Annotated in this window: 11 protein-coding genes and 3 pseudogenes; 5 read left to right on the top strand and 9 right to left on the bottom strand. The window is 68.3% G+C overall.

All coding sequences use genetic code 11. From position 1 onward, the window contains the following. Position 1: 1 nt before the first annotated feature. The gene (locus tag BN1555_RS06525) at positions 2-640 is read right to left on the bottom strand and encodes a hypothetical protein (protein ID WP_093798496.1); all 639 of its coding nucleotides are present in this window, start codon (positions 638-640) and stop codon (positions 2-4) included. Continuing rightward, positions 637-2,052, bottom strand: a complete 1,416-nt coding sequence (locus tag BN1555_RS06520; protein ID WP_093798495.1) for an AAA family ATPase — start codon at positions 2,050-2,052, stop codon at positions 637-639. The genes BN1555_RS06525 and BN1555_RS06520 overlap by 4 nt, the downstream gene beginning before the upstream one ends. Before the next feature lie 296 nt (positions 2,053-2,348). Between BN1555_RS06520 and pglX the strand changes: the two genes are divergently transcribed. Beyond that, positions 2,349-5,915, top strand: a complete 3,567-nt coding sequence (pglX, locus tag BN1555_RS06515; RefSeq protein ID WP_255305909.1) for a BREX-2 system adenine-specific DNA-methyltransferase PglX — start codon at positions 2,349-2,351, stop codon at positions 5,913-5,915. 446 nt (positions 5,916-6,361) lie between these two features. Here the strand turns inward: pglX and BN1555_RS06510 are convergent, their stop codons facing one another. Next, a complete protein-coding gene (locus tag BN1555_RS06510; protein ID WP_093798493.1) occupies positions 6,362-7,063 on the bottom strand; it encodes a 2'-5' RNA ligase family protein in 702 nt (233 codons plus the stop codon). A gap of 381 nt (positions 7,064-7,444) precedes the next feature. Between BN1555_RS06510 and BN1555_RS06505 the strand changes: the two are divergent. Continuing rightward, positions 7,445-8,376 (top strand): annotated as a pseudogene (locus BN1555_RS06505) (IS5 family transposase). 9 nt (positions 8,377-8,385) lie between these two features. On the opposite strand, the gene BN1555_RS06500 reads toward BN1555_RS06505, so the two are convergent. The 3 genes from BN1555_RS06500 to BN1555_RS06480 form a co-directional block, all read right to left on the bottom strand. Then, a complete protein-coding gene (locus tag BN1555_RS06500) occupies positions 8,386-8,616 on the bottom strand; it encodes a bacteriocin immunity protein (RefSeq protein WP_093798492.1) in 231 nt (76 codons plus the stop codon). A 1,489-nt stretch (positions 8,617-10,105) separates the two neighbouring features. Beyond that, complete coding sequence (locus BN1555_RS06485) at positions 10,106-11,635, bottom strand: helix-turn-helix domain-containing protein (RefSeq protein WP_093798489.1); 1,530 nt, start codon at positions 11,633-11,635, stop codon at positions 10,106-10,108. Between the two features lie 14 nt (positions 11,636-11,649). Continuing rightward, positions 11,650-13,134 (bottom strand): FAD-binding oxidoreductase, encoded by a 1,485-nt coding sequence (locus BN1555_RS06480; RefSeq protein WP_093798488.1) that lies wholly within the window; start codon positions 13,132-13,134, stop codon positions 11,650-11,652. A 205-nt stretch (positions 13,135-13,339) separates the two neighbouring features. Here BN1555_RS06480 and BN1555_RS06475 point away from each other — a divergent pair. Both BN1555_RS06475 and BN1555_RS06470 read left to right on the top strand, forming a co-directional pair. Further along, a pseudogene (locus BN1555_RS06475) lies at positions 13,340-14,196 on the top strand (LLM class flavin-dependent oxidoreductase); the annotation flags it as partial. A gap of 345 nt (positions 14,197-14,541) precedes the next feature. Next, positions 14,542-17,372 (top strand): annotated as a pseudogene (locus tag BN1555_RS06470) (aconitate hydratase). A gap of 70 nt (positions 17,373-17,442) precedes the next feature. On the opposite strand, the gene BN1555_RS06465 reads toward BN1555_RS06470, so the two are convergent. The 3 genes from BN1555_RS06465 to BN1555_RS06455 all read right to left on the bottom strand — a co-directional run bounded on the left by BN1555_RS06465 (position 17,443) and on the right by BN1555_RS06455 (position 22,465). Further along, positions 17,443-17,655 (bottom strand): DUF397 domain-containing protein, encoded by a 213-nt coding sequence (locus BN1555_RS06465; protein ID WP_093798487.1) that lies wholly within the window; start codon positions 17,653-17,655, stop codon positions 17,443-17,445. Continuing rightward, positions 17,639-18,484 (bottom strand): helix-turn-helix domain-containing protein, encoded by an 846-nt coding sequence (locus BN1555_RS06460; protein ID WP_093798486.1) that lies wholly within the window; start codon positions 18,482-18,484, stop codon positions 17,639-17,641. The genes BN1555_RS06465 and BN1555_RS06460 overlap by 17 nt, the downstream gene beginning before the upstream one ends. Before the next feature lie 135 nt (positions 18,485-18,619). Continuing rightward, positions 18,620-22,465 (bottom strand): GH92 family glycosyl hydrolase, encoded by a 3,846-nt coding sequence (locus BN1555_RS06455; RefSeq protein ID WP_093798485.1) that lies wholly within the window; start codon positions 22,463-22,465, stop codon positions 18,620-18,622. A 465-nt stretch (positions 22,466-22,930) separates the two neighbouring features. On the opposite strand from BN1555_RS06455, the gene ngcE reads away from it, so the two are divergent. After that, on the top strand, positions 22,931-24,376 hold the full coding sequence (gene ngcE / locus BN1555_RS06450; protein ID WP_093798484.1) for an N-acetylglucosamine/diacetylchitobiose ABC transporter substrate-binding protein: 1,446 nt from the start codon (positions 22,931-22,933) through the stop codon (positions 24,374-24,376). The last annotated feature ends 81 nt before the right edge of the window (positions 24,377-24,457 follow it).

The following is a 24,457-nucleotide window of genomic DNA, read 5'->3' as shown; positions in this document are numbered from 1 at the left end:
GTCAGTGACTGCTCACCAGCGCCGCGCGCAGATCGTCCGTGAACGACTGCCAGGACGTGAGTTGCCTGACCGGCCCGTCGCGATCCAGCATCTGCAGGAGCCGCGCGCGATTCGCCGAGAAGCGGGTCTGGAGCTTCTGCAGACCGCGCCCCTTTTCCCCGCTCGCAGTGGCGATCGCCTGTTTGAGCAGTGCCTTGGGGTCCGCCACCGATTCCGCCCGTGCCGGTTTCGGAAGGTCGAGTGCCATCCTGCCGTTGGGGTTGCCCGCCACTTCGCGGATCGCTGACTGGTCGAGCAGCAGCCATGCCTCCAGCATCCGAACGGGTATCGCCGGGACATGCGCCAGGCCGGGGCTCACCGCAGCCACCGCTTCCGCGATCTCGCTGCGGCGGTGGTCCGGGGGCTCGCGATCCGAATCACGGTGGATGACGACGAGGTCGTATGTCTGCCCGCTGTCGCTGAGCTGCTGGGCGGCTCGCAGTTTGCCTTCGACCCCGGGACCGGGCTTGTTCGCAAGGCGGTTCAGGTCGGGGACCGTCACCAGGATCTGCCTGCCCACGTCCCCTGCGATCCCCTCGATGTGGAAGCGCAGGCCCGTGTCGCTGGATCCCTCACACAGGTAGAGGGCGCGAATGGTCACGACGCGCTCTCCTGGAGAGTCAGGCGGGCCTCGGGCGGGGCGGTGAGGTACGCGAGGATGTCGGCCTTGGTGCCGTAGCCTTTTCCGGCGCCGCCGGCGCGCCATGTATCGGCCAGAGGACGTAGCCGTAGACCGCGCGCGGCCTTGCCGTCGGCCCCCGGGACGGTGGTTGTGTCGGCGATCAGCAGGTCCGCCGGATCGACGAGTTGTACGACGCCTGGTGAATGCGTATTGATCAGGACCTGCCGGAAGGGGTTGTCCTCGTCCACCGGCAGGGAGGGATCCACGGCCAGATCGCGCACCAGGTCCACCATCGCGGAGAGGTTGGCCGGATGGATGCCGTTCTCCGGCTCTTCCATGCAGAGCAGACCATGCACCTGCGGGTCCTCCAGCAGAACGCACAGGGCGAGGAAGCGCAGGGTCCCCTCCGACAGGCTGCGGGCCGGCAACACCAAGCCGTCGATCTCGTGGAGCTTGATCGTTAGCAGCTCACGGGTGTCGTCGGCCTCCACGTGCAGCGTCCTGACGTGCAGCCCCGACAGGTCCGAGAGGCGCCCTGCGACCCGCGAGTAGATCCGCTCCGGGTCGTCCGGAGACTTCTTCCACGCGATCCGGTCCAGGCTCCGCGGCAGGTGCAGGCCGTCGGGCTGCATCTCACTGGGGTCCGAAAAGCGATCGGGCGTGCGCAGTGCGGAAGGTTCGAGGGCCAGCCGTCGCCAGGACTGCATTTCCCGCCTGGCAGTCAGGATGGTCGGGTCGTCGTTGCGGTTGATCGTGGAGAGCATGGTCTGAGGTGCGCGGCTCGCGGGTGCCGGACGGGGCTGGCCTCGGCGGCTGCCGTCGGTATGGATGCTGACGACGGCGTCGCCCGTTTCGAGGGACGTGGAAATGTAGGGGGAGTTCGAGCGGCGACCGCGGACCACGGCGTTGCGGAAGTCCGCGGCGCGGTGCGGGAAGCGCAGATGTGACAGAGCCTCACTTGGTCTGATCCGGCTGAGATCCTCGTACCGCAGTGTCAGCCTGCCGCCCCGCTCCCCGCCCTGCGGCGGTTGGTATCCGAGGTGGACCTCGTAGCGGAGGAACGTGGACGTCGGCTCGGCCAGCCTGCCGAAGTCGTCCTCGGCCTCACCCGGGACGATCATCTCTGCGGCGAACTTCATCAAGTGCTCGCCGTCCGCATAACCGTTCCAGAACAGGTCGCGCGCGTCACCGTGCAACGTGCCATGGGTCCCGCGGACGGCCTGAGCCGCCTCGATCATGGAGTGGTCGGTGAGCAGGCTCAGGAACTGGATCGCGTCGAAGACATTCGACTTTCCCGTGCCGTTCTCGCCCGCGATGCAGGTGAACGGGCCGAACTCGACCCTCAGATCCAGAAGGTTCTTGAATCCACTGACTTCGAGCCGTGTCAGCATGTGCCCCCTCGTCGGTCCAACCCTGGCGCGCCCTCGGAACACGTGGTGTCCGGCGGCGTTCAGGGCCGCCGGTGCGCACAGGAATGATAGGGCGTCAGACCGAGACGGGCCGCGCGCGTCCGGAGGTGACCGGCCACGGAACGGGGGCGGCGGCCGGCGAGCTGGCAGGATGTATCCGACGAGACAGTGGATCGTCGTCGTCGACGACGTACGGAGGAGAGGTCGCCGCTGTGTCTCCGACTGACGGAGCTGATACGGGGACGTCCTCCCTGGACAGGGCCGCGCTCGTCACGGGTGTGCGCAAACAGGTTCGAGCACTGGAGGCGGACCTCCGCGAGCGCAGCGACGACATCGACCGCTACCGCGACCGCCTACGAAGCACGTACGAAGAGGTGTGGGCAGCCGGTGGTACGACTGCCACGTACGGTGCTTGGCGGGACGAGCGCCTCACGCAGACCGCGGTGGCATGGGTGCTGGGCACGGTTTTCGTGCGCTTCTGCGAGGACAACGGACTCATCGACCGGGTCTTCATCGCAGGGCCGGGGTTGCGTTCGGCGGAGGCCGAGGAACGGCAGTACGCCCGTTGGGTCGAGGATCACGGGACCAATGACCAGGACTGGCTGGTGGAGGCGTTCACGCACCTGGCGCGGTCCCACGTAGCGCTCGCGCGCATCTTCGACAGGGCGCGCAATCCGTTGTGGGAGCTGTCACCGTCTCCCCGAGCCGCCGCCGAATTGATTGAGTTCTGGAGGCGGCGAGGCGAAGACGGGTCTCTTCTCGTCGACTTCACTCACCCCGGACTCGACACCGACTTCCTCGGTGACCTGTACCAGGACATCAGCGAGGCGTCGCGAAAGGCCTACGCGCTGGTCCGAACTCCGGATTTCATCGTGGACTTCGTCCTGGATCTCACCGCCGATCCGGCCATCGCGGAATTCGGGCCCCACGGTTTCCGTGGGATCGACCCGGCCTGTGGATCGGGGACGTTTCCCCTGGGCCTGTTCGAGCGCCTTCTGGCTGCCTGGCGGGCGGCGGAGCCCGGAACCCAGGATCACGAGCTGATCCGGCGGAGCCTGGACTCCGTCCACGGCTGTGACGTCAACCCGTTCGCCGTGAGCATCACGCGGTTCCGGCTGCTGATGGCCGCCGCGAGGGCCAGCGGCCGTAGGCCGCTGAGCGAGCTGCCGGAACATGTGATCTACGTGGCGGTGGGCGACGCCCTGCTCGCCGGGCGTGGTGCGCCCGGCGGATCGTCGCTGTTGCTTCCTGAGGAGGGGGAGGGCGGCGACGGAACGATGGAGGACATCGACGAGTTCTCCGCGTCGTGTGATCTCCTGGGCCGGAATTCCTACAACGCCGTGATTTCAGAGCCTCCCTCCGCTTCCGTGCGCGACAAGGTGAAAAACGCGGCATACCGGGCGGCCTATGACGTGGCCTCCGGAATGTTCCCGCTCCACGTCCTCTTCGCGGAGCGCATGTTCCAGCTGGCAGTGCGGAAAACCAGCAGGACTTCCGGCGGTTACGTCGGTCAGTACACCTCCAGTTCCTTCACGAGGCGTAACTTCGGCGCGAAGCTGATCGATGAGTTCTTTCCGCGCGTTGCGCTGACACATGTCATCGACACCTCCGGCGTCTACGCACCGGGCCATGGGACCCCGACTCTGATCCTGGTCGGCCGGAACGACCCGACCATGCGTGATTCCCCTGTTCGGTCGGTCCTTGGTGTGCGGGGTGAGCCGAAGCAGCCCACGGATCCGGCCGAGGGGATCGTGTGGAAGTCGATCCTCGACCAGATCGACCGTCCTGGCAGCACTTCGGAATGGGTGAGCGTGCAGGACGAACCCAGGCAGCGTTTCTCCCGCTTCCCGTGGACGCTGACGGGTGGCGGGGCCGGGGACCTCGTGGACGTGCTCTCGCGGTTTCCGCGACGATTGGCCGACGTCCTCTCCGGCTCGGTCGGAGTTGCCGCAGATCCTGGGCAGCGGGAAGTGTTCGCTCTCGGCCGGCCGTGGTTCGCCCGGCATCCGGACTCGGCCGGGCTCGGCCTGGGCATGGTCACGAGTGAGACCGTACGGGACTGGCGTGCGGAATCGTCGACGGAAGTGCTGGCCCCCTATGACGGGGACGGCTCACCGCTCCACCTGGACCTCGGAACCTCATGGGCACGCCACCTCTGGACGATGCGGCAGTTTCTCCGGTCGGCTCCCCGGGCACGAGAATCGGCCGGAGCAGGGCCTGAGGCGTGGTGGACCTGGAGGTACTGGTCTCCCGGTGCCCATCGGGGGCCGGCGATCACGTTCGCGTCTGTGGCCACGCACAATCGCTTCGCCCTGGAACACGGTGGACGGGTGTTCAGCCGGACCGCGCCCATGGTGCGACTGTCGCCTGCTGCGGATGAGGGCGAGTACATCGCGCTGCTGGGGGTGCTCAACTCGTCCACGGTCTGCTTCTGGCTCAAGCAGACCGGCGCCGCGACCGCGTTCGACGGACCGGGCATCTCCTCGCCCGGTGAGGAATGGGCACGCGCCTACCGTTTCAACACGGGTCCTCTGACACAGCTTCCGTTGCCGGCCGACGCTCCGATCGCCCGCGCGCGGGAACTGCATGCCTTGGCCCGGCTGCTTGATGTCCATGAGCCGAGCACCGTCTGCGCGCAGGAACATCCGCCCTCCCGAAGCGCCTTGGACGCGGCCCGGGCCGCACAACAAGAGACGCGTCGTCGGATGGTCGCCCTTCAGGAGGAACTGGACTGGGAGGTCTACGGCTCCTACGGACTGCTGTCCGACGATGAGCGGGCTCGCCTGACCACCCCCGCTGATGTTCCACCGCCTCCGCTGCGGCCGGGTGAGCGTGCCTTCGAAATCGTGCTGGCCCGCGGAATCGACGTCGGCGAGGATTCGGACTCGTGGTTCGTGAGGCACGCGGCAACACCGATCACCGAGATCCCGAAGCACTGGCCAGCTGCCTACAAGAAGGTCGTGCGGGCCAGAATTGAGGCCATCGAGTCCCGTCACCCGATCGCCGTCGTCGAGCGCCCGGAGTACAAGCGGCGGTGGCTGTCGGAGCCATGGGGACGGCGGGAGACTCAAGCGTTGCGTACCTGGCTGCTCGACCGCTGTGAGGACGAACGCCTCTGGTTCGAGCACAGGAACGGGGGCAGGCACCCGCGTCCCCGAACCATCGACCAGCTCGCAGGGGATCTCAGTGCCGATGCCGCGGTGTGTTCCGTGGCCGAGCTGTACGCGATCCGCATCCTGGGAAGGTGGGACGCGACATTCCGTGACGTGCTGGCGGCGATCCTGGCCGACGAGCATGCGCCCTACGTGTCGGCGCTGAGGTACAAGGAGTCGGGGCTGCGGAAACGCGCCCAGTGGGAGCAGGTGTGGCAGCTCCAGCGCAGCGAGGACAGAACGGGAGAGGCGCTGGGTATCCCCGTGCCGCCGAAGTTCAGCGCCGCCGACTTCAGGCATGCCTCCTACTGGTCGCTTCGAGGCAGCCTGGACATCCCCCGGGAACGCTTCGTCTCCTATCCCGGCGCGATTGCCGAGGGGGACGGTCTGCTGATCGGCTGGTCTGGCTGGAGTGATACGGACCGCGTTCGTGTGTTGCTGGATCTGGTCGGCATGCTCCAGGAGCAGGCTCACCCGCGTGTCCACGAGATCGCTCCCTTGCTTGCGGGCATCCAAGAACTGATTCCTTGGGTTCGCCAATGGGAGGCTTCGACCGAGTCAGAGCCGGACGTCGACCGTGCCGAGACATACCAGCGTGAGCTCGACGACCTGCGTACCGCATATGGGCTCAGCGCCCACGACTTGGCCTCTTGGCGGCCGCGGAAGGCCGCCTCAAGGGAAATTGAGCGATAGCGCGCGACTGCTCTCACACAGAACTCGCGGCCTGCGGTCGACGAGCTCTGGGTCCCGCGTCACACGAACAGGGACAGCCTGTAGGAGCACCCTCGAAGGTCGGCGACGAGTCCCGGACCGCTCCGGCGCGGGGGCGCCTCCTTACGTAGCCATCGAGGTAGCCACGGAAGCGCCCTCTCTAAACGTTTGTGCAGGTCATAGCGTTGCGGTGATCTCCCCGGCGTACAGCCCGACTCGTCTGCCGCCACCTGCGGCTTTGTCTTGGAAAGGGCCTCTGAACTGCATCGGAAGCCTTTTCCGGTCTTTCACGAGCTTGCCGCGTTAGGCGGCCAAAACTCCCTCGGAAGTCCCTCAGACAGAGCTGAAAGTCCCTGAAAAGTCCCAGGAGCGGAGAGGCGGGGGACGCCTCTGAGCTGGTACGTCTGCGAAGGGTGCCGGGGATGCGATCAGTTCAGAGCCAATTGATCGATGGTGCGCCAGCGATAGGCGCGGTCTTCGCGACGTAGTTCGACCAGTTCCAGGTGATCGACCGGGACGCCGACGCTGTCCATGTCGCGGAGCGGGCGGATCGCTTCCCGGACAACGCAGGCATCCGTGGGGCGGTTGCAGTACGCGATGCCGATGTGCGGCCGCAGCACCGCGGTCGGCTTCCGCAAAGGCAGCTGGCATTGCGCGTTGGTGGCGGACAGCTTGGAGTGGAGGTCGAGCACGGGAGTCCACGGGGCGATGCTGTAGCGGACCGCGCCGCGGGATGCGGTCATCGGTATGGCCTGGAGCCGGAACCTGCCTGTAGGTATCGCGGCTGTCGTGGCGAGCAGTGTGTCCAACTGTTCCAGCGAGACGTCGTCGGTGGTGCCGATCCGGCCGAGGGTCAGGTGCAGCCCGTCCGCGTCGATGGAGTCGAAGTTCAGGTGCCGGATCTTGTCTTGGCAGTGTCGAGCGTGCTCGGCGAGCGCCGAGTCGGCGGGGAAGCTGAGCATCCAGTAGTAGGCCCGCGTCGATGGAGTCCACCCAGCCCGGTCCCAGTGGTTACTCATCTCCTGCACCCGGTCGAAGGCCGCCCAGTCGTGTGCCGCGATGACCTCGGGGTCATCGACGCTCGGCGGCGGGGCGGTGGGAAACGCGCTGGGATCCTCAGTCAGCAGCACTCGGTGCCCTTCTCGTACGGCTATCGCTCAAGCGTGCCATCTTGGCAAAATTGGTCACCGCTCGGGTTAACGGGGTGGTGTGCCAAGTGCGTAGCGCCTCGGCGTAATCCCTGACGACAGGTAGCTGGTGCCACGATGCTGCACGGGCGTGGAGTTCACCGGCTCGCTGGATGACCGATCGGATCGGCGGGCCACCCCCGGCTTCGAGAACCTGCCTGCCGAGCACCATGGCCTGCTCCACATCCGGCTGAGGCCTTGCGAGCAGAGCAGTGGCCACGTCCAGGCGGACCAAGGCCCGGCTCCAGTCGGAGTCGGACTGCTCTATTAGGAGCTGTCCGGGCGATCATGTGACCGCCCCGTGTCTGGGTCGTTGTTGTGGGTATGGGGCGGGGCGATCTGACGGATGCCGAGTGGGAACGGCTGCGGCCGTTCCTGCCGGTGAGCAATGGACGTTGTGGCCGGTGGCGGGATCATCGGCAGGTGATCGACGGGATCCTGCACCGGGTGCGAACCGGGGTGCAGTGGCGGGATCTTCCCGAGCGCTTCGGCCCCTGGAAGACCGTGTATGAACGCCACCGGCTGTGGTCGGCCGACGGGACGTGGGAACGTCTGCTGCAGCAGGTCCAGGCCGCCGCCGATGCCGCGGGCGAGATCGACTGGGACATCTCGGTGGACTCCACCACCGTGCGGGCTCATCAGCACGCGGCCGGTGCCCGGACCGGACCGCCGTCGGCGCCCGCGTCAAAGGGGGCCGAAGCGGCAGAACACCAGGGCGAAACGCCGTGGCAGAGCCTGCTCGCCCGGCTGGTGGAGGTGGTGCGGGAGGTGAGGGCCTGGGCCGCTCGCGGGGCGGGTTCACCAGCAAACTCCACCTGAGCGCGGACGGCCGCTGCCGCCCGCTGTCCCTGGTCGTCACCGCCGGACAGCGGGCGGACTGCACCCAGTTCCAGACGGTGCTGGCGAAGATCCGTGTTCCGCGGGGCGGTCCGGGCCGGCCGCGCACGAAGCCCGACAGCCTCGCGGCCGACAAGGCATACAGCAACAGTCCGTGCCGCGAGTACCTGCGGCGCCGTGGCATCCGGCACTCGATCCCGGAGAAGACCGACAGCCAGGCCGCCCGCCTGCGCAAAGGCTCGCGCGGCGGACGGCCACCCGGCTTCGATGAAGAGCGGTACAAGAAGCGCAACACCGTCGAACGGGCGATCAACAGGCTGAAGCAGTCCCGGGCCGTGGCCACCCGCTATGACAAGCGCGGCTACGTCTTCCTCGGCACCGCCACCACCGCGGCTCTGCTCATCTGGCTTCGGAGTTGAGTCTCGGCTTCACAGAGCGACTGGCCGATACGCCAGGGCCTGATCGACCACCTCATCAGCCGAAAGCTCCCGCTCCGGCGGCCAGAAAATCAAGCCCCTGACATGTCCGGACGGGCATGCCAGGGCTCTGTCCAGCCTGTCCAGCCAGCCGTCCGCATCGTCGTCCGAGGCGTAGTTCGCGTCCATGATCCGCTGCACGAGCACGACCGCCTCCGCGCGACTCATCTCCCCAGCACTCATCAGGTCCCTCCGCCGAGCCACCCTAACGAGATCTTTGATCGCCCGGACAGCTCCTAGTTCGTCGACCTGCTCCGCGTACTCGATGACGTCCCGTGTGTTGCCGAGGGCGACATGGGCGGTAGCGGCGTTCGCCAGTGTGCGGGCGATGCTGTACGGGGCGAAAGAGATGCACGGTGTCAGCCCGCCCGGGAGCCGGTGGTTACTGCTGAGGTCCTCGGCCTCTGCGATGGCCCTCTGCGCGCCCACGGCGTCGCCGAGCTTGCCGAGAGCACGTGCTCGGCCGTTAGCAAGCAGCCGGATCGCTTGCGCGTTGTCGCGATCGATGGCCAAGCCGGCATCGGCCCATTCGAGCGCCTGGTCGTAGAGGCCCGCGTAGTACGCGCCCAGAGAGCGGGTGCCAAAGATCCACATCATCAGCTCCAGGTCGTCGATCTCCTGAGCGAGCTGGAGGGCTTCGGTGCTGTAGGCCTCGGCGATGGCCTCGTGACCCGCGTTGACCGCCATGTAGCTGAGCAGGCCGGAGGCTTGGGCTGCAAGACGGAAGAGTTCTGCCCGCTGCCCAGGCGGCTGGCGCCCTTCCAGCAGTGTCTGGATGAAATCAAGCAACTCGGCAGTCTTGAAAGCGAGTTGGTGCGGACCGTCGGCTTCGTACCGGTCCACTATGGCGGTCCGCCAGGTCCGGGGTCTGCGGGGAGGCGGGGGTGCTGAGAGGCCGGAGCATCCACCAGCAGCTGCTCCAAGCGCGAGCCACGAACATCCAGGCCAGGCGCCCATCCCATGGGATTTCCCGGGGACTTTCCGCCGCGTAAGCAGGGATGGCCCTGACAGCGCTGAAAGTGACGAACGCGCTGGTCGGGGCCTATTTCATCAGCGCTCGATGATGTTGATCGCCAGCCCGCCCCGGGCCGTTTCCTTGTACTTGACGGACATGTCCGCGCAGGTGTCCTTCATGGACTTGATGACCTTGCTGGCCTCGACGTATGCGTCCGCTCTCCCATTCCGTTGGCAGGCCCGACGACGGCAGCACGCGTTTCACTGCTCGTCTCGACGCGCTCCCGGGCAGGGTCGTCGCGGACGCTGTCGGCGGGCGCCTCGGTCAGCAGGCCGCCGACCCGGACGTGGGGGTCAGCCGGATGATCGAAGGAGCGCCGGTGCGCGTGGAGGTCCGGGCTGGAACTGGCCGTAGCGGTGTAGTGCGCTTGATGCGCGTGCGCGGCGAGGACTGAACTCAGAATCTCAGGAACGCCAGTGGCACCGTCGGTGCGGACATTGCGAGGCCCCTTTGGCGAGCACTCTCCGTGAAGGCTGACGGATATTCAGATATCTCTGATGCATCGTCACCAATTTAAGATCATCTTGCACGTGCGTTGCACAAGGTGATGAAAAACAGCGATGATCAATGAAGGGTCCCGCAAGTGCGTAACAGCAGGTCAGCAGGCATTTAGGAGTGTCGCGCCCCTCATCTCCTAGGGGCACGACACTCCGCCAATCAGATGTCGCGGAAGATCTCGATCTGCGCGCCGATCGAGTTCAGGCGCTCGGCGAGGTCCTCGTACCCGCGGTTGATGACGTACACATTGCGCAGCACCGACGTGCCTTCGGCCGCCATCATCGCCAGCAGGACGACCACGGCGGGCCGCAGCGCCGGCGGGCACATCATCTCGGCGGCGCGCCACCGGGTCGGGCCCTCGACCAGGACGCGGTGCGGGTCCAGGAGCTGGAGACGGCCGCCGAGGCGGTTGAGGTCCGTCAGGTAGATCGCGCGGTTGTCGTACACCCAGTCGTGGATCAGGGTCTGGCCCTGGGCGACCGCCGCGATCGCCGCGAAGAACGGCACGTTGTCGATGTTCAGCCCGGGGAACGGCATCGGGTGGATCTTGTCGATCGGCGCCTCCAGCTTGGAGGGCCGTACGGTCAGGTCCACCAGCCGCGTACGCCCGTTGTCGGCCTCGTACTCGCCCGTCCGGTCGTGGTCGAGGCCCATCTCCTCCAGCACCGCGAGCTCGATCTCCAGGAACTCGATCGGGACCCGGCGGATCGTCAGTTCGGAACCCGTCACCACGGCGGCCGCGAGCAGACTCATCGCCTCGACCGGGTCCTCGGAGGGCGAGTAGTCGACGTCCACGTCGATGTTCGGTACGCCGTGCACGGTCAGCGTGGTGGTGCCGATCCCGTCGACCCGTACGCCCAGCGCCTCCAGGAAGAAGCACAGGTCCTGGACCATGTAGTTGGACGAGGCGTTGCGGATGACGCTCACGCCGTCGTGGCGGGCCGCCGCGAGCAGCGCGTTCTCGGTCACCGTGTCGCCGCGTTCGGTCAGCACGATCGGGCGGTCGGGCCCGGCCGAAGGCTCCACCACCGCGTGGTAGATGCCCTCGGTCGCGGTGATGTCCAGGCCGAAGCGGCGCAGCGCGATCATGTGCGGCTCGATGGTGCGGGTGCCGAGGTCGCAGCCGCCCGCGTACGGGAGTTTGAAGTGGTCCATGCGGTGCAGCAGCGGGCCGAGGAACATGATGATGCTCCGCGTCCGGCGCGCCGCCTCGGCGTCCATGGAGCCCATGTCCAGCTCGGCGGGCGGGACGATCTCCAGGTCCTTCCCGTCGTTGACCCAACGGGTGCGCACGCCGATCGAGTTGAGCACCTCCAGCAGGCGGTACACCTCCTCGATGCGCGCGACGCGCCTCAGCACGGTGCGGCCCTTGTTGAGCAGCGAGGCGCAAAGCAGCGCCACGCACGCGTTCTTGCTCGTCTTCACGTCGATCGAACCGGAAAGACGTCGTCCGCCGACGACACGTAGATGCATCGGTCCCGCGTACCCCAACGAGACGATTTCACTGTCGAGAGCCTCACCGATGCGCGCGATCATCTCAAGGCTGATGTTCTGGTTGCCGCGCTCGATGCGGTTCACGGCGCTCTGGCTGGTGCCCAGCGCCTCGGCGAGCTGACTCTGTGTCCAGCCCCGGTGCTGACGGGCGTCACGGATGAGCTTGCCGATGCGTACGAGGTAGTCGTCTGCCATAGCGGCAGGTTATCTCAGATATGAGATGCCGCATTCCGAGGGGTGGGTGGGGGTACGGGGGCCGGAGAGGCAGGGGCGGGGGCAGGGGCAGGGGCAGGGGAAATGTTGCGGTTGAAGCGGAAGAGGTTGGCGGGGTCCAGGCGCGCTTTCAGCTCCCGCAACCGCCGGTAGGTGTCCGGGGCGTGGCCGGTCCGGGTCTGTTCCTCGCCCGCCCGCTCCCCGTCGCCGTACAGGAACGGCAGCGAGCTGCCGGTGGTCCACGGCGCGAGCACCTCCAGCACCCGCTCCTGCGTCCGGCGGGCCTGTCCGATGTCGTCGGGCCCGTCCAGCATCGTGATGACCCGCAGGATGTACCGCGCGTCGCGGTTGCCGACCGCGCTCGCCACGGCGGGCTCGCGCGAGAGCGCGCCGCCCAGGTGCCGCAGGTCCACGACGTTCATCAGGGGCCGGTCGGGACCGGTCAGTTCGCGCACGGCCCCGAGCGCGGCCGGGTCGAGTTCGCGGAGCATGGCGTTGGTGCCGGTGTACGCGTGCGGGAAGGGCGGGTCCTTGTAGATGGACTCCCCTTCGCTGTACGGGAGTTCCCCGAGGTCGTCGACGAGCCGCGGCCCGATCGCGCGCAGCGGCGCCACCAGCCGCTCGCCCTTTGCGGCGTCACCGTTGAAGGCGATCCGTACGTGCGCGGCATAGCGCCCGCGCAGTGCCGCGGGGAGCTGCGGCAGGTCGGGGTACGCGATGAGACCGACCGACGACGTCATCTCCTCCGGCACGGCCGTGCTCCAGTCGGCGTACGTCCGCAGCACGTCCTCCACCAGCGCGCCCCCGAAGTAGAGCCCACCTCCGAACACCTGATCGACCGGCACCAGGTTCACCTCCAGGCCGGTCACCACCCCGAAGTTGTGCCCCGCCCCGCGCAGCGCCCAGAACAGCTCGGGGTCGCTCTGCGCGGTGACGTACCGCGACGCGCCGTCCGCGGTGACGATCTCCGCGCCCCGCACCTGGTCGGCGGCGTATCCGAACTGCCGGGCCAGCAGCCCGACCCCGCCGCCCAGGGTGTACGACACGGCTCCCACCCCGGCGGCCGACCCGCTGAGCGGCGCCAGCCCGTGCGGCGCGGCGGCCTCGACCACCTGCCCCCAGACCACGCCCGCCCCGAACCAGGCGGTCCGTGCCCGCGCGTCGACGCGGACCTCCCGCATCCGGCGCGTACTGATCAGCACCCCGCCGTCCGCCGCCACCGAGAGCCCGTGCCCGGTGGCCTGCACGGCGACCGGCAGCCCGTGCGCCGCCGCGAATCCCACGGCGGCCCGGACGTCGGCGGTCTCCTCCGCGCCGACGACCAGGGCGGGCCGGTGCCGGTAGGCGGTCTGGAACCCGGCGAGCTCGTCGTCGTACCCCTCGTCGCCGGGCAGGAGCACGGGCCCCCGCACGCCGTCGCGCAGCGCCTTGATTCCGTTGATCCCGTTGGTCCCGGCGGCCGGGAAACGCGTCGTGGTCATGGGAAGTGCCTCCGTCTCTCGTGGTTCGACGGAGATGCTTCCGCCCATACCTGACACCTGCCGTCAAGTTTTCCCGACTACCGGTGACACGGCGCGCCGAGGCGCCGGCCGGCGTACGGCGCCAGGCCGAGCGGTTCCCGAAAGTTCACCGCGGGGCCGCTGTTTTTCGAATGCCGTGACCGCCGTGGCGGAGCGGTATGCGGGGATGCGCTTTTCGGTCAACATTCCGGACTTCGGGGACTTCGCCGATGCCAGGACGGTCGCGGCGGTGGCCGCGGCGGCCGAACAGGCGGGCTGGGACGGGCTGTTCGTCGGGGACCACGTGGCGCATGACAGGACCCTGCGCCGGGGCCGGGCCTTCGGGGACCCCTGGATGCCGCTGACCGCTGCGGCGTTGGCGACCTCCCGGACCAGGCTGATCACCCCGGTCACTCCGGTCGCCCGCAGCAGCTCGCCCGCCAGGTGGCCACCCTGGACGCGCTCAGCGGCAGAGGGGTGATTTTCGGTACGGGCCTGGGCGGGCCGATCGAGGACGAGTTCGGCAGCTTCGGCGAGCCGACCGACCCCGTCGTGCTCGCCGAGCGCCTGGACGAGGGCCTGGACCTGTTGCGGCGCTACTGGTCGGGGGAGCCGGTGAACCGTCACGGGCGGCACTGCCGGGTCCGGGACGCGACCCTGCTGCCCGCCCCGGTGCAACGGCCCCGCCCGCCGGTCTGGGGCGCCGGGTTCCGGCCGAACCGCCCGCCGATGCGCCGAGCCGCCCGCTGGGACGGCGCGGTCCCGTTGTCCGACTCCGCCAGGCACGGACATGCTCCGCCGACCGACCAGGTCCGTGACCTCGTCTCCTGTGTCCGCCGACACCGCGACGAACGGCACACCGGCCCCTTCGAGATCGTCCTCGGCGGCGTCAGCCCCGCCGGCGCGGCCAAGGCGCGCGACCTGGTCGGCCCGCTGATCGACGCAGGTGCCACCTGGTGGGACGAACGGCAGCTCCGGAGCAGCGGCGGGACCGACCGGCTCGCACCGGTGCTGCGCCGCATCGAGCAGGGTTCACCGGCCCTCTGGGGCAGGGCCCACCGGTCTCCTGGCGGCCGGGCCTGCTCCCCCGCCTCCCGGCAGGGGCGGGGGAGCAGCCGCATCCTCATTGGTTCACCGACGGCAGCGCGGGCCGCCGGGCGCCCCGCTCCGGCCGCGACGCGCAGCCCGCACGCGTGTCCGCCCGCCCTCCGGACATGACCGGGCCACGGCCATGTACTAGAGTTATCTCGACATCGAGATATCTGCCGAAGGCGTACCGCAGCCGCCGACCGGTAAGGGTGACCTAACTAAGTCTTACCTTAGCGGATGGCCAGGGGGGCGTGGCGGCAGGATGCGGTAGAAACGCGCACATTGAAGAAGGAGACTGTCGTGTCGGCGAACAGCTTCGACGCCCGCAGCACGCTGCGCGTGGGCGACGAGTCGTACGAGATCTTCAAGCTGGACAAGGTCGAGGGCTCCGCGCGCCTCCCTTACAGCCTGAAGGTGCTGCTGGAGAACCTGCTCCGCACCGAGGACGGCGCGAACATCACCGCCGACCACATCCGGGCGATCGGCGGCTGGGACTCGCAGGCCCAGCCCAGCCAGGAGATCCAGTTCACGCCCGCCCGCGTGATCATGCAGGACTTCACCGGCGTGCCCTGTGTCGTCGACCTCGCCACCATGCGCGAGGCCGTCAAGGAGCTCGGCGGCGACCCGGCGAAGATCAACCCGCTGGCCCCGGCCGAGCTGGTCATCGATCACTCCGTCATCGCCGACAAGTTCGGTACGTCCAACGCCTTCCAGCAGAACGTCGAGCTGGAGTACGGCCGCAACAAGGAGCGCTACCAGTTCCTGCGCTGGGGCCAGACCGCCTTCGACGAGTTCAAGGTCGTCCCCCGGGCACCGGCATCGTCCACCAGGTCAACATCGAGCACCTGGCCCGCACGGTCATGGTCCGTAACGGCCAGGCGTACCCCGACACCCTCGTCGGCACCGACTCGCACACCACCATGGTCAACGGCCTCGGCGTGCTCGGCTGGGGCGTCGGCGGCATCGAGGCCGAGGCCGCGATGCTCGGCCAGCCGGTCTCCATGCTCATCCCGCGCGTCGTCGGCTTCAAGCTGACCGGCGAGCTGCCGGCCGGCACCACCGCCACCGACCTCGTGCTGACCATCACCGAGATGCTCCGCAAGCACGGCGTCGTCGGCAAGTTCGTCGAGTTCTACGGCGAGGGCGTCGCCGCCACCTCGCTGGCGAACCGCGCCACCATCGGCAACATGTCGCCGGAGTTCGGCTCCACCGCCGCGATCTTCCCGATCGACGACGAGACGCTGAAGTACCTGCGCCTGACCGGCCGCGACGCCCAGCAGGTCGCGCTCGTCGAGGCGTACGCCAAGGAGCAGGGCCTCTGGCTCGACCCGGCCGCCGAGCCCGACTTCTCCGAGAAGCTGGAGCTCGACCTCTCGACGGTCGTCCCGTCGATCGCCGGCCCGAAGCGTCCGCAGGACCGTATCGTCCTCGCCAACGCCGCCGAGCAGTTCAAGATCGACGTACTCAACTACGTCGAGGCGGGCGTGACCGGCGGCGACGACCGCAAGCCGGGCGTCCCCCAGCAGGAGCAGCCGCACGGTGTGGCCTCCCCGGTCGACGAGGCGAGCTCCGAGTCCTTCCCGGCCTCCGACGCCCCGGCCTACGGCCACGACGACAACGGCGCCGGTGCCCCGCAGCACGGCGACGCCACGGGCGGCGCGGTCCCGTCGAACCCGGTCACGGTCACCGCCCCCGACGGTTCGACGTACGAGCTGGACCACGGCGCCGTGACGGTCGCGGCCATCACCTCCTGCACCAACACCTCGAACCCGTACGTCATGGTCGCCGCCGCGCTGGTGGCCAAGAAGGCGGTCGAGAAGGGCCTGACCCGCAAGCCGTGGGTCAAGACCACCCTCGCCCCGGGCTCGAAGGTCGTCACCGACTACTTCGACAAGGCGGGTCTGACCCCCTACCTCGACAAGGTCGGCTTCAACCTCGTCGGCTACGGCTGCACCACCTGCATCGGCAACTCGGGCCCGCTGCCCGAGGAGGTCTCCAAGGCCGTCAACGACAACGACCTCGCGGTCACGTCGGTCCTCTCGGGCAACCGCAACTTCGAGGGCCGCATCAACCCCGACGTCAAGATGAACTACCTGGCCTCCCCGCCGCTGGTCGTCGCGTACGCCCTCGCGGGCTCCATGCGGGTGGACATCACCAAGGACGCGCTCGGCACCGACACCGAGGGCAAGCCGGTCTACCTCCAGGACATCTGGCCCACCGAGGCCGAGGTCAACGACGTCGTGGCGAACGCCATCGGCGAGGACATGTTCAACAAGTCCTACCAGGACGTCTTCGCGGGTGACGCCCAGTGGCAGGCGCTGCCGATCCCGACCGGCGACACCTTCGAGTGGGACAGCGAGTCGACGTACGTCCGCAAGCCCCCGTACTTCGAGGGCATGACGATGGAGACGACCCCGGTCGAGGACATCGCCGGTGCGCGCGTGCTCGCCAAGCTGGGTGACTCGGTCACCACCGACCACATCTCCCCGGCCGGCGCCATCAAGGCCGACACCCCGGCCGGCAAGTACCTCACGGAGCACGGCGTCGAGCGCCGCGACTTCAACAGCTACGGCTCGCGCCGCGGCAACCACGAGGTCATGATCCGCGGCACGTTCGCCAACATCCGCCTGCGCAACCAGATCGCGCCGGGTACGGAAGGCGGCTTCACCCGCGACTTCACCCAGGACGGCGGTCCGGTGTCGTACATCTACGACGCCTCGCAGAACTACCAGGCCGCCGGCGTCCCGCTGGTCATCCTGGCGGGCAAGGAGTACGGCTCGGGCTCGTCCCGCGACTGGGCGGCCAAGGGCACCGCGCTGCTCGGCGTCAAGGCCGTCATCGCCGAGTCGTACGAGCGCATCCACCGCTCGAACCTGATCGGCATGGGCGTCCTTCCGCTCCAGTACCCGGAGGGCGCCTCGGCGGCCTCGCTGGGTCTGACCGGCGAGGAGACCTTCGAGATCACCGGTGTCACCGGCCTCAACGACGGTGGCATCCCGGAGACCCTGCACGTCAAGGCGGGCGACGTGGAGTTCGACGCGAAGCTGCGCATCGACACCCCGGGCGAGGCGGACTACTACCGCAACGGCGGCATCCTGCAGTACGTGCTGCGGTCCCTGATCCGCAGCTAGTCGCCATCGCATGACGCAGAAGGGCCGCATCCCGGCGACGGGGTGCGGCCCTTCTGCGATACCCGTGCGGTCAGAGCGCGCCGTTCCCGACGGCGGTGACGAAGGGCGCCCAGCCCCCGGCCCGGAACACGAGCGCGGGGCCCCCGGGCGCGGTCTTGCTGTCGCGGACGGGTATGACGCCGCCGGGGCAGTCGTCGGCGACCTCGACGCAGTTGCCCCCGTCGCCGTTGCTGTACGAGGACTTGCGCCACGCGACTGTGCTCAGGTCAGGTGTGGTGTTCATGTGTGGTGTAGTCCTTCGCCGCCGACTCGATCAGGGCCAGGGACGCCTCCGGCGACAGCGCGGCGGCCCTGGCCAGATCGTAGGCCGATCGGAACTGGGCGACCAGGGCGGGTTCCTCGACGAGTTGGCCGGTATAGGCGCCTTCGGTGTACACGACGGGCGGCTCGTCGGTGAAGTCCATCAGGGACACGCTGCTCTCCAGGAAGGGATGCGGCCCGGCGCTGAAGGGCATGACCTGGAGCACGACATGGGGCCGTGCGTGCGCCGCCTTGAGGAGATGCGTGAGCTGACCGTGCATGACGGCGGGACCGCCGACCGGCACGCGGAGCATGGCCTCGTGGGTGATCACCCAGAACACCGGCGTTGTGGGCGAGTCGAGCAGTTGCGCCCGTTCCATCCTGGTGGTGACGTGCCCCTCGATCACCGACTGCGCGGCGAACGGGTGGGCGCCACGGGTCAGTGCCCGCGCGTAACCCTCCGTCTGCAACAGGCCCGGAACCAGCATCGACCCGTACTCGCTGATCGCCGTCGCCCGCTGCTGCAAGTCCGCCGCGTCGGCGAAGTACTTCGCGACCTTGGACTTGCGCGCGAGGCGGCACAGGCGCTGAAGGTGCTCACCACTTCCCAGCACGCCGTCGAGCATCTTCGACAGGTCGAATTGAGGCCGCCGCGTCGCGCCCTCCAACTGGCCGATGTACGCACCGGAGCAGAAGACCTGCTCGCCGAGCTGCTCCTGCGAGTGGCCACCGGCTTCGCGCAGGCGGCGCAGTTCCGAGCCGTAGAACGACCTCGGGTCGGTGTACGGGTCAAGGTCCTTGGGCTGAGGCATGGGCCACGCTCCTTGCGCGCACACCGAGCGTAGCCGTCCGCAGTGACACTGCGCACACGAACGATTGCAGCGCCTTGGCGGGCGTGTGGCAGGGGGAGGACCGGCCGCCGGGCCGTTCCTCCCCCCTGCCCCGGGTCACCCCAGAAGTTCCACCTCGGCGAGGGTCGCCGGTCCGTCCGGTACCAGCCGGTACTTCTCGTACCCGTGCGGGCGGGCGACGGTGAAGACGCGGGTCTGGTGGTCCCAGGCGAAGGACTCTCCCGTACGCCTGTCGAGGTCCCTCCACTTCTCACCGTCCCGCGAGCCCTGGAGCACCCAGCCCCGAGGGGCCTCGGCGCGGTCCGAGGAGGTGAGGGTGTACTGGAGGGCGCGGGTGTCCGGCTTCACCGGCAGGTCGAGGCTCTCGAACTGCGCGTTCGTGTCCGACGAGTTGTCGAACAGCGGACCGGAGCCCGTGATCGCGTCGCCGCGCGGCGACGGCACCTTGTCGTCCTTCGTGATGGAGACCGGTGCGGCCTTCTTGCCCGTACCCCACGAGGACGGCTCGGGGCCCATGTCGAACTCCAGCGTGCCGCCCCGTGCCAGCAGGTCGTGCGGCAGCGCCGTCGACTTCCACGGCTTGCCGTTGACCTTCAGGCCCTGGACGTAGATGTTCTTCGCGCTGTTCTTCGGGGCCCTGACCACCAGGTCGCGGCCGTTCTCCAGGTGGACGGTCGCCTTGGTGAAGAGCGGCGAGCCGATCGCGTACTCGCCGCTGCCCATGACCAGCGGGTAGAAGCCGAGCGCGGAGAAGAGGTACCAGGCCGACTGTTCGCCGTTGTCCTCGTCGCCGTGGTAGCCCTGGCCGATCTCGCTGCCGGTGTAGAGGCGGGAGAGGACCTCGCGGACCTTCTCCTGCGTCTTCCAGGGCTGCGAGGCGGCGTTGTACATGTACGTCGCGTGGTGGGCCACCTGGTTGCTGTGCCCGTACATGCCCATCCGCACGTCGCGCGCCTCCGTCATCTCGTGGATGACGCCGCCGTACGAGCCGGTGAACTCGGGGGCCGCCGTCTCCGGGGTGGAGAAGTAGCGGTCGAGCTTGTCGCCGAGGCCGGCGCGGCCGCCGTAGAGGTTGGTGAGGCCGCGGGAGTCCTGGGGCGCGGTGAAGGCGTAGCCCCAGCCGTTGGTCTCGGTGTAGTCGTACCCCCACACGCGCGGGTCGTACTGCTCGGACGGGACCCGCCAGTCGCCCTTGAGGTCGCGGCCCTGGAAGAAGCCGGCCTCGCCGTCGAAGAGCTTGACGTAGTTGCGGGCGCGGTTCAGGAAGTACTCCGACTCCTCCTTGTAGCGCGCCTTCTTCGTCTTCGCGTAGAGCTTCTCGCCCATCTTCGCGAGGCCGTAGTCGTTGAGGTAGCCCTCCAGGGACCAGGAGAGACCCTCGTGGGTCCTGGTGGAGGCGTACCCCAGGAAGGGGGAGGTCTCCATGCCCTTGCGGCCCACGCCCGAGGAGGGCGGTACCACGGTGGCGTTCTTGAGAGCCGCCTCGTACGCCGCCCCGGCGTCGAAGCCGACGCCCTTGACGTACGCGTCGGCGAAGGCCACGTCGGAGGAGGTGCCGGTCATCAGGTCGGCGTAACCGGGGGACGACCAGCGGGAGATCCAGCCGCCGTCCTTGTACTGCTGGACGAAGCCGTCGACGAGCTTGCCGGCCTTCCCGGGGGTGAGGAAGGAGTACGCCGGCCAGGTCGTCCGGTAGGTGTCCCAGAAGCCGTTGTTGACGTACACCTCGCCGTCGACGATCTTCGCGCCGGTGTGGGTCGGGGTGTCCGGGCCGGTCTGCTTCGAGAAGGGACTGGCGTACTGCTGCCTGGGGCGGGCCCTGGTGCCGGTGTTCTCGAAACCGGAGTTCGGATACAGGTACAGCCGGTAGAGGCTGGAGTAGAGGGTCGTCAGCTGGTCGTGGCTCGCGCCCTCGACCTCGACGCGGCCGAGGAGGTCGTCCCACGCTTTCTGCGCCCGGTCCTTGACGCGCTCGAAGCGGGTGCCCGCCGGGATCTCGTCGGCGAGGTTCTTCTTCGCCTGGTCCACGCTGATGAGCGAGGTCGCCAGGCGCAGCGTCACCTGGCGGTCGGCACCCGGTTCGAAGCGGAGATAGCCGGTGACGTCGTCGGCGCTGCCGCCCCCGCCGCCGGTGAGCTTGCCGCCCGCGGTGACCGGCGCGTCGAAGACGCCGTACACGAAGAGCCTGGTGGCGCCGGTGGACAGGCCGCTCTTGACGTCCGAGAAACCGGTGAAGGAGCGGGTCGCCGGGTCGAGGGTGAGACCGCCGTCGTTCGACACGTTGTCGAAGATGACGCTCGCGTCGTCACCGGGATAGGTGAACCGCATCATCGCCGCGTGGTCGGTCGGCGTCATCTCGGCCCTCAGGCCGTTCTCGAAGGTGACGCCGTACTCGTGCGCCTTGGCGGTCTCGTTGTCGTGCCGGAAGGGCAGGGCGCGGGCCTTGCGGGCGGCGTCCGGGGTGCCCGCGGCGGCGGACGGCATCAGCTGGAACGTCTGGCGGTCGCCCATCCACGGGCTCGGCTCGTGGCTCGCGCTGAACGCCTGGATGGTGGGGAGGTTGTCGCTGTTGTTGCCGCGGGCGTAGTCGTAGAGCCAGCTGGTGGAGGCCGCGTTGGTCACCGGCGTCCAGAAGTTGAAGCCGTGCGGGACCGCGGTGGCGGGGATGTTGTTGCCGCGCGAGAAGGCGCCGCTGGAGTGGGTGCCGCGGGTGGTCGACACGTAGTCGGAGAGGCGGGCGAGACGCTTCTCCGGCGCCTTGGGGGCGAGGGTGATGTCGTCGACCCAGCCGCTGAACTTCGCCGGCCCCTTCGGGGAGTCGTACGCCACCAGCACCCGGTCGACGGTCCTGCCGGCCGCGACCGCGCCGATCCGTGAGGCCTTGTGGTTCCACTGGTTGACGTACAGCGTCTTGGAGGCACCCTGGCCCTGCGGGGACAGGACCGCGCCGTGCTGGTCGAGGGCGCGCAGATCACTCAGATAGGTGCCGTCCGTGAAGGCCAGGTCGACCGACACATGGGTGGCGGGGTAGTTGAGGTCGGTCTCCGGGAGGGCGGGGAAGACCCGGTACGACAGCTCGGTGTCCCGCGTGACGCGCGTGTCGACGTCGAAGACCTTGTTGTACGAGTACGCCCGGCCCTGCGGCTTGTGCGTGCCGGCGTACCGCAGCGCCCGCTTTCCCGTGAAACCCGCGCCCGCCTTGGCGGTGGGGGAGCCCGAGGGCCCGCGGTCGACCTGGCTGCGCATGTCGTCCGGGGCGGGCACGGAGGTGTCACCGTTCGAGAACTGAACGTCCGCGAGCTGGGTGGCGTCCGAGGCGCCGTTGTTGCGGGTGATTTCGAGACGGTAGTGCGCGTACGCCGTGCCGTTCTCGAAAGCGTAGGTCTTCGTCTCGAAGCGCTTCGTGAAGGTCTGCCCCTCGCGGGTGTCCAGGACCTTCCACTCCTCGCCGTCGGCGGACCCCTTGAGCGTCCAGTCCTTCGGGTCGCGCTCCGCGTGATCGTTGGCCGAAGTGAGGGCGTATTTCACGAGCTTGACCGGTTCGTCCAGGTCGAACTCGATCCAGGCGGTCGGCTCGAAGGCCAGCCACTTGGTGGCGGACTGGACGTCGACGAGGTTCTCCTTGACCTCTCCGCCGCCGGTGTTCTCACCGCTGGCGCGCAGCTCGACGACGCGGTCGGTCACATTGCCCGGAATCCCGGCGCTGTATCCGCCGTCGACCCCCGAGGAGCGCTTCTCGCCGCCGGGCCCGGTCTCTACGGTGTTGCGCCAGTCCGGCTCGGGCTCGCCGGCCTCGAAGGAGGAGCTGAACCTGCGCTCCTGCTCCTGCGGTCGGGCGGGCTGGGCGACGGCCGCGGAAGGGGCCGTGACGACCAGCAGCAGGGCGGTCGCCGCGACGGCGGCCGCCGTATGGCGTGGTGCGTACCGAGGTATGTGCTGCATCCCGGACTTTTCCTCCCCTTGGACAACGTTGTCATGGGCAGTGCATGAGACCCAGTAGGGAGCCAAGTCGCCGATGGTGTCAAGGGTGTTGCAAGTGAAAGGGGGGGTGAAGGGGGTGCGCCGCGCCCGCGCGGTCACGCGGGCGACCGCGTGCGCGCCCCACGTATCCGTGAGGTCTCAACTAGGGAAAGACTGCCGCCCAAACTTGCTTTCGATCTTGCCCAGTTGATGTGAAGTGGACTATACCTGTCGGCGTCTGCACCGCCGTTTCGCGGCCGCGGGCCAGGGGGGCGGGGACCGGTGGGGGAAGCTGCTGCGGTGGTTGCCGAACGCTATGTCCGTACCTTCTGCAACTCAGCACGACCCAGCGTCATTTGACTGCGGTGGCGGGGCCCTTCGCCTAGGCGAGATAAGTACGGGCGACCGGTACACCGCCTGAGTCCTGGAGAAGGCGAGGACTTGAGCATGGGATCCACCTCCGCCCACAACAATGAGGGCCTTGGCCGTCGCGATCTGATCAAGCGGTCTGCCGCACTCGGTCTGATCACCGTTCCGACGGTGAGCTTCCTGTCCGCCTGCGCGAGCGGCGACAGCGGCGGCGACGAGAAGGTCGAAAAGGGCAAGAAGACCGAGAAGAACCCGCTGGGTGTCAATGAGAGCGCGCCGCTCGAAATCGTCATTTTCGACGGTGGATTCGGAACCAAGTACGCCGAGGACGCCAAGGCCGTCTACGAGAAGACCTACCCGAAGGCGAAGGTCAAGTTCTCCTCGACGCAGAAGATCAGATCGCAGCTGCAGCCGAGGTTCAACGGCGGAACGCCCCCGGACCTGATCGACAACTCGGGCGCCGAGCAGATGGACATGGGTGTCCTCGTCGGCAAGAAGCAGCTCACCGACCTCACGCCGCTGCTGGACGCCGCCTCCGTCGACGACCCGAGCAAGACGGTCCGCGAGACGCTGCGGCCCGGCATCGTCGAGATGGGCCAGTTCGACGGCGACCCGGTCTGGATCATGTACTACGCGTACACGGTCTACGGCGTCTGGTACTCCGAGACGGCGCTGGAGAAGCTCGACGCGACGTACCCGGAGAACTGGGACGACATGCTCGCCCTCTGCGCCAAGGCGAAGAAGAAGGGCATCGCGGGCTGGACGTACGCGGGCAAGCACCCGTACTACCTGCCGTTCTCGCTCTACCCGTTCATCGCGAAGATCGGCGGCCGCAAGGTTCTCGACAAGATCGACAACCTGGAGCCGAACGCCTGGTCCGATCCGGCCGTGAAGGCCGCGTTCGAGGCGTACTACGAGCTCTTCAAGAAGGGCTACATCCTCAAGGGCACCCCCGGCATCGACCACATCCAGTCGCAGACCGCCTGGACCCAGGGCAAGGCGCTCTTCATCCCGAACGGCTCGTGGGTGGAGAACGAGGCGGCCAAGACGATGCCGGCCGACTTCAAGCTCGCCGTGGGCGCGCCCTCCGGCCTCGACAGCTCGGACAAGCTGCCGTTCGGCACCATCTGGGCCTCCGGCGGTGAGCCGTTCATCGTCCCGAAGTCGGCGAAGAACCCCGACGGCGGCATGGAGCAGCTGCGCATCATGCTCAGCGAGGCGTCGTCGAAGAACTTCACGCAGAGCGTGAAGTCCCTGACCGCGCTCAACGGCGGCACCGAGGGCATCGAGCTGACCCCGGGTCTGAAGTCCGCCAGCGCCGCCCTGGAGAAGGCCGGCGAGAACGTGGTCAACCCGCGCCTGCAGGACTGGTACGTGAAGCTCCAGAAGGAGCAGATCGGTGTCGCCGGTCTGGGCGAGATGATGGCCGGCCGAGCGACCCCGGCCGAGACCATCAAGAAGATCCAGGGCTTCGCCGACGCGGCGGCCAAGGACCAGTCCATCAAGCACTACAAGCACCAGTGAGCAACCCGGGGGCCCGGGGGCGGGCCCCCGGGAGATCGCGGAACCAGCGGCGGCACACGCCGGAAGATCGGGGTCGGTAAC

Origin of the sequence: Streptomyces sp. Wb2n-11, assembly GCF_001049855.1 — a bacterium.
GTDB lineage: Bacteria > Actinomycetota > Actinomycetes > Streptomycetales > Streptomycetaceae > Streptomyces > Streptomyces altiplanensis.
Note: the sequence above shows the minus strand (reverse complement) of the source record. Positions and strands in the feature narration are given on the sequence as shown.

Excerpts from the sequence above, each read along its gene's own strand:
- BN1555_RS06520 (WP_093798495.1), bottom strand. The coding sequence starts at position 2,052 with ATGCTGACACGGCTCGAAGTCAGTGGATTCAAGAACCTTCTGGATCTG.
- BN1555_RS06500 (WP_093798492.1), bottom strand. The coding sequence starts at position 8,616 with ATGAGTGCTGGGGAGATGAGTCGCGCGGAGGCGGTCGTGCTCGTGCAG.
- BN1555_RS06485 (WP_093798489.1), bottom strand. The coding sequence starts at position 11,635 with ATGGCAGACGACTACCTCGTACGCATCGGCAAGCTCATCCGTGACGCC.
- BN1555_RS06480 (WP_093798488.1), bottom strand. The coding sequence starts at position 13,134 with ATGACCACGACGCGTTTCCCGGCCGCCGGGACCAACGGGATCAACGGA.
- BN1555_RS06465 (WP_093798487.1), bottom strand. The coding sequence starts at position 17,655 with ATGAACACCACACCTGACCTGAGCACAGTCGCGTGGCGCAAGTCCTCG.
- BN1555_RS06460 (WP_093798486.1), bottom strand. The coding sequence starts at position 18,484 with ATGCCTCAGCCCAAGGACCTTGACCCGTACACCGACCCGAGGTCGTTC.
- BN1555_RS06455 (WP_093798485.1), bottom strand. The coding sequence starts at position 22,465 with ATGCAGCACATACCTCGGTACGCACCACGCCATACGGCGGCCGCCGTC.
- ngcE (WP_093798484.1), top strand. The coding sequence starts at position 22,931 with ATGGGATCCACCTCCGCCCACAACAATGAGGGCCTTGGCCGTCGCGAT.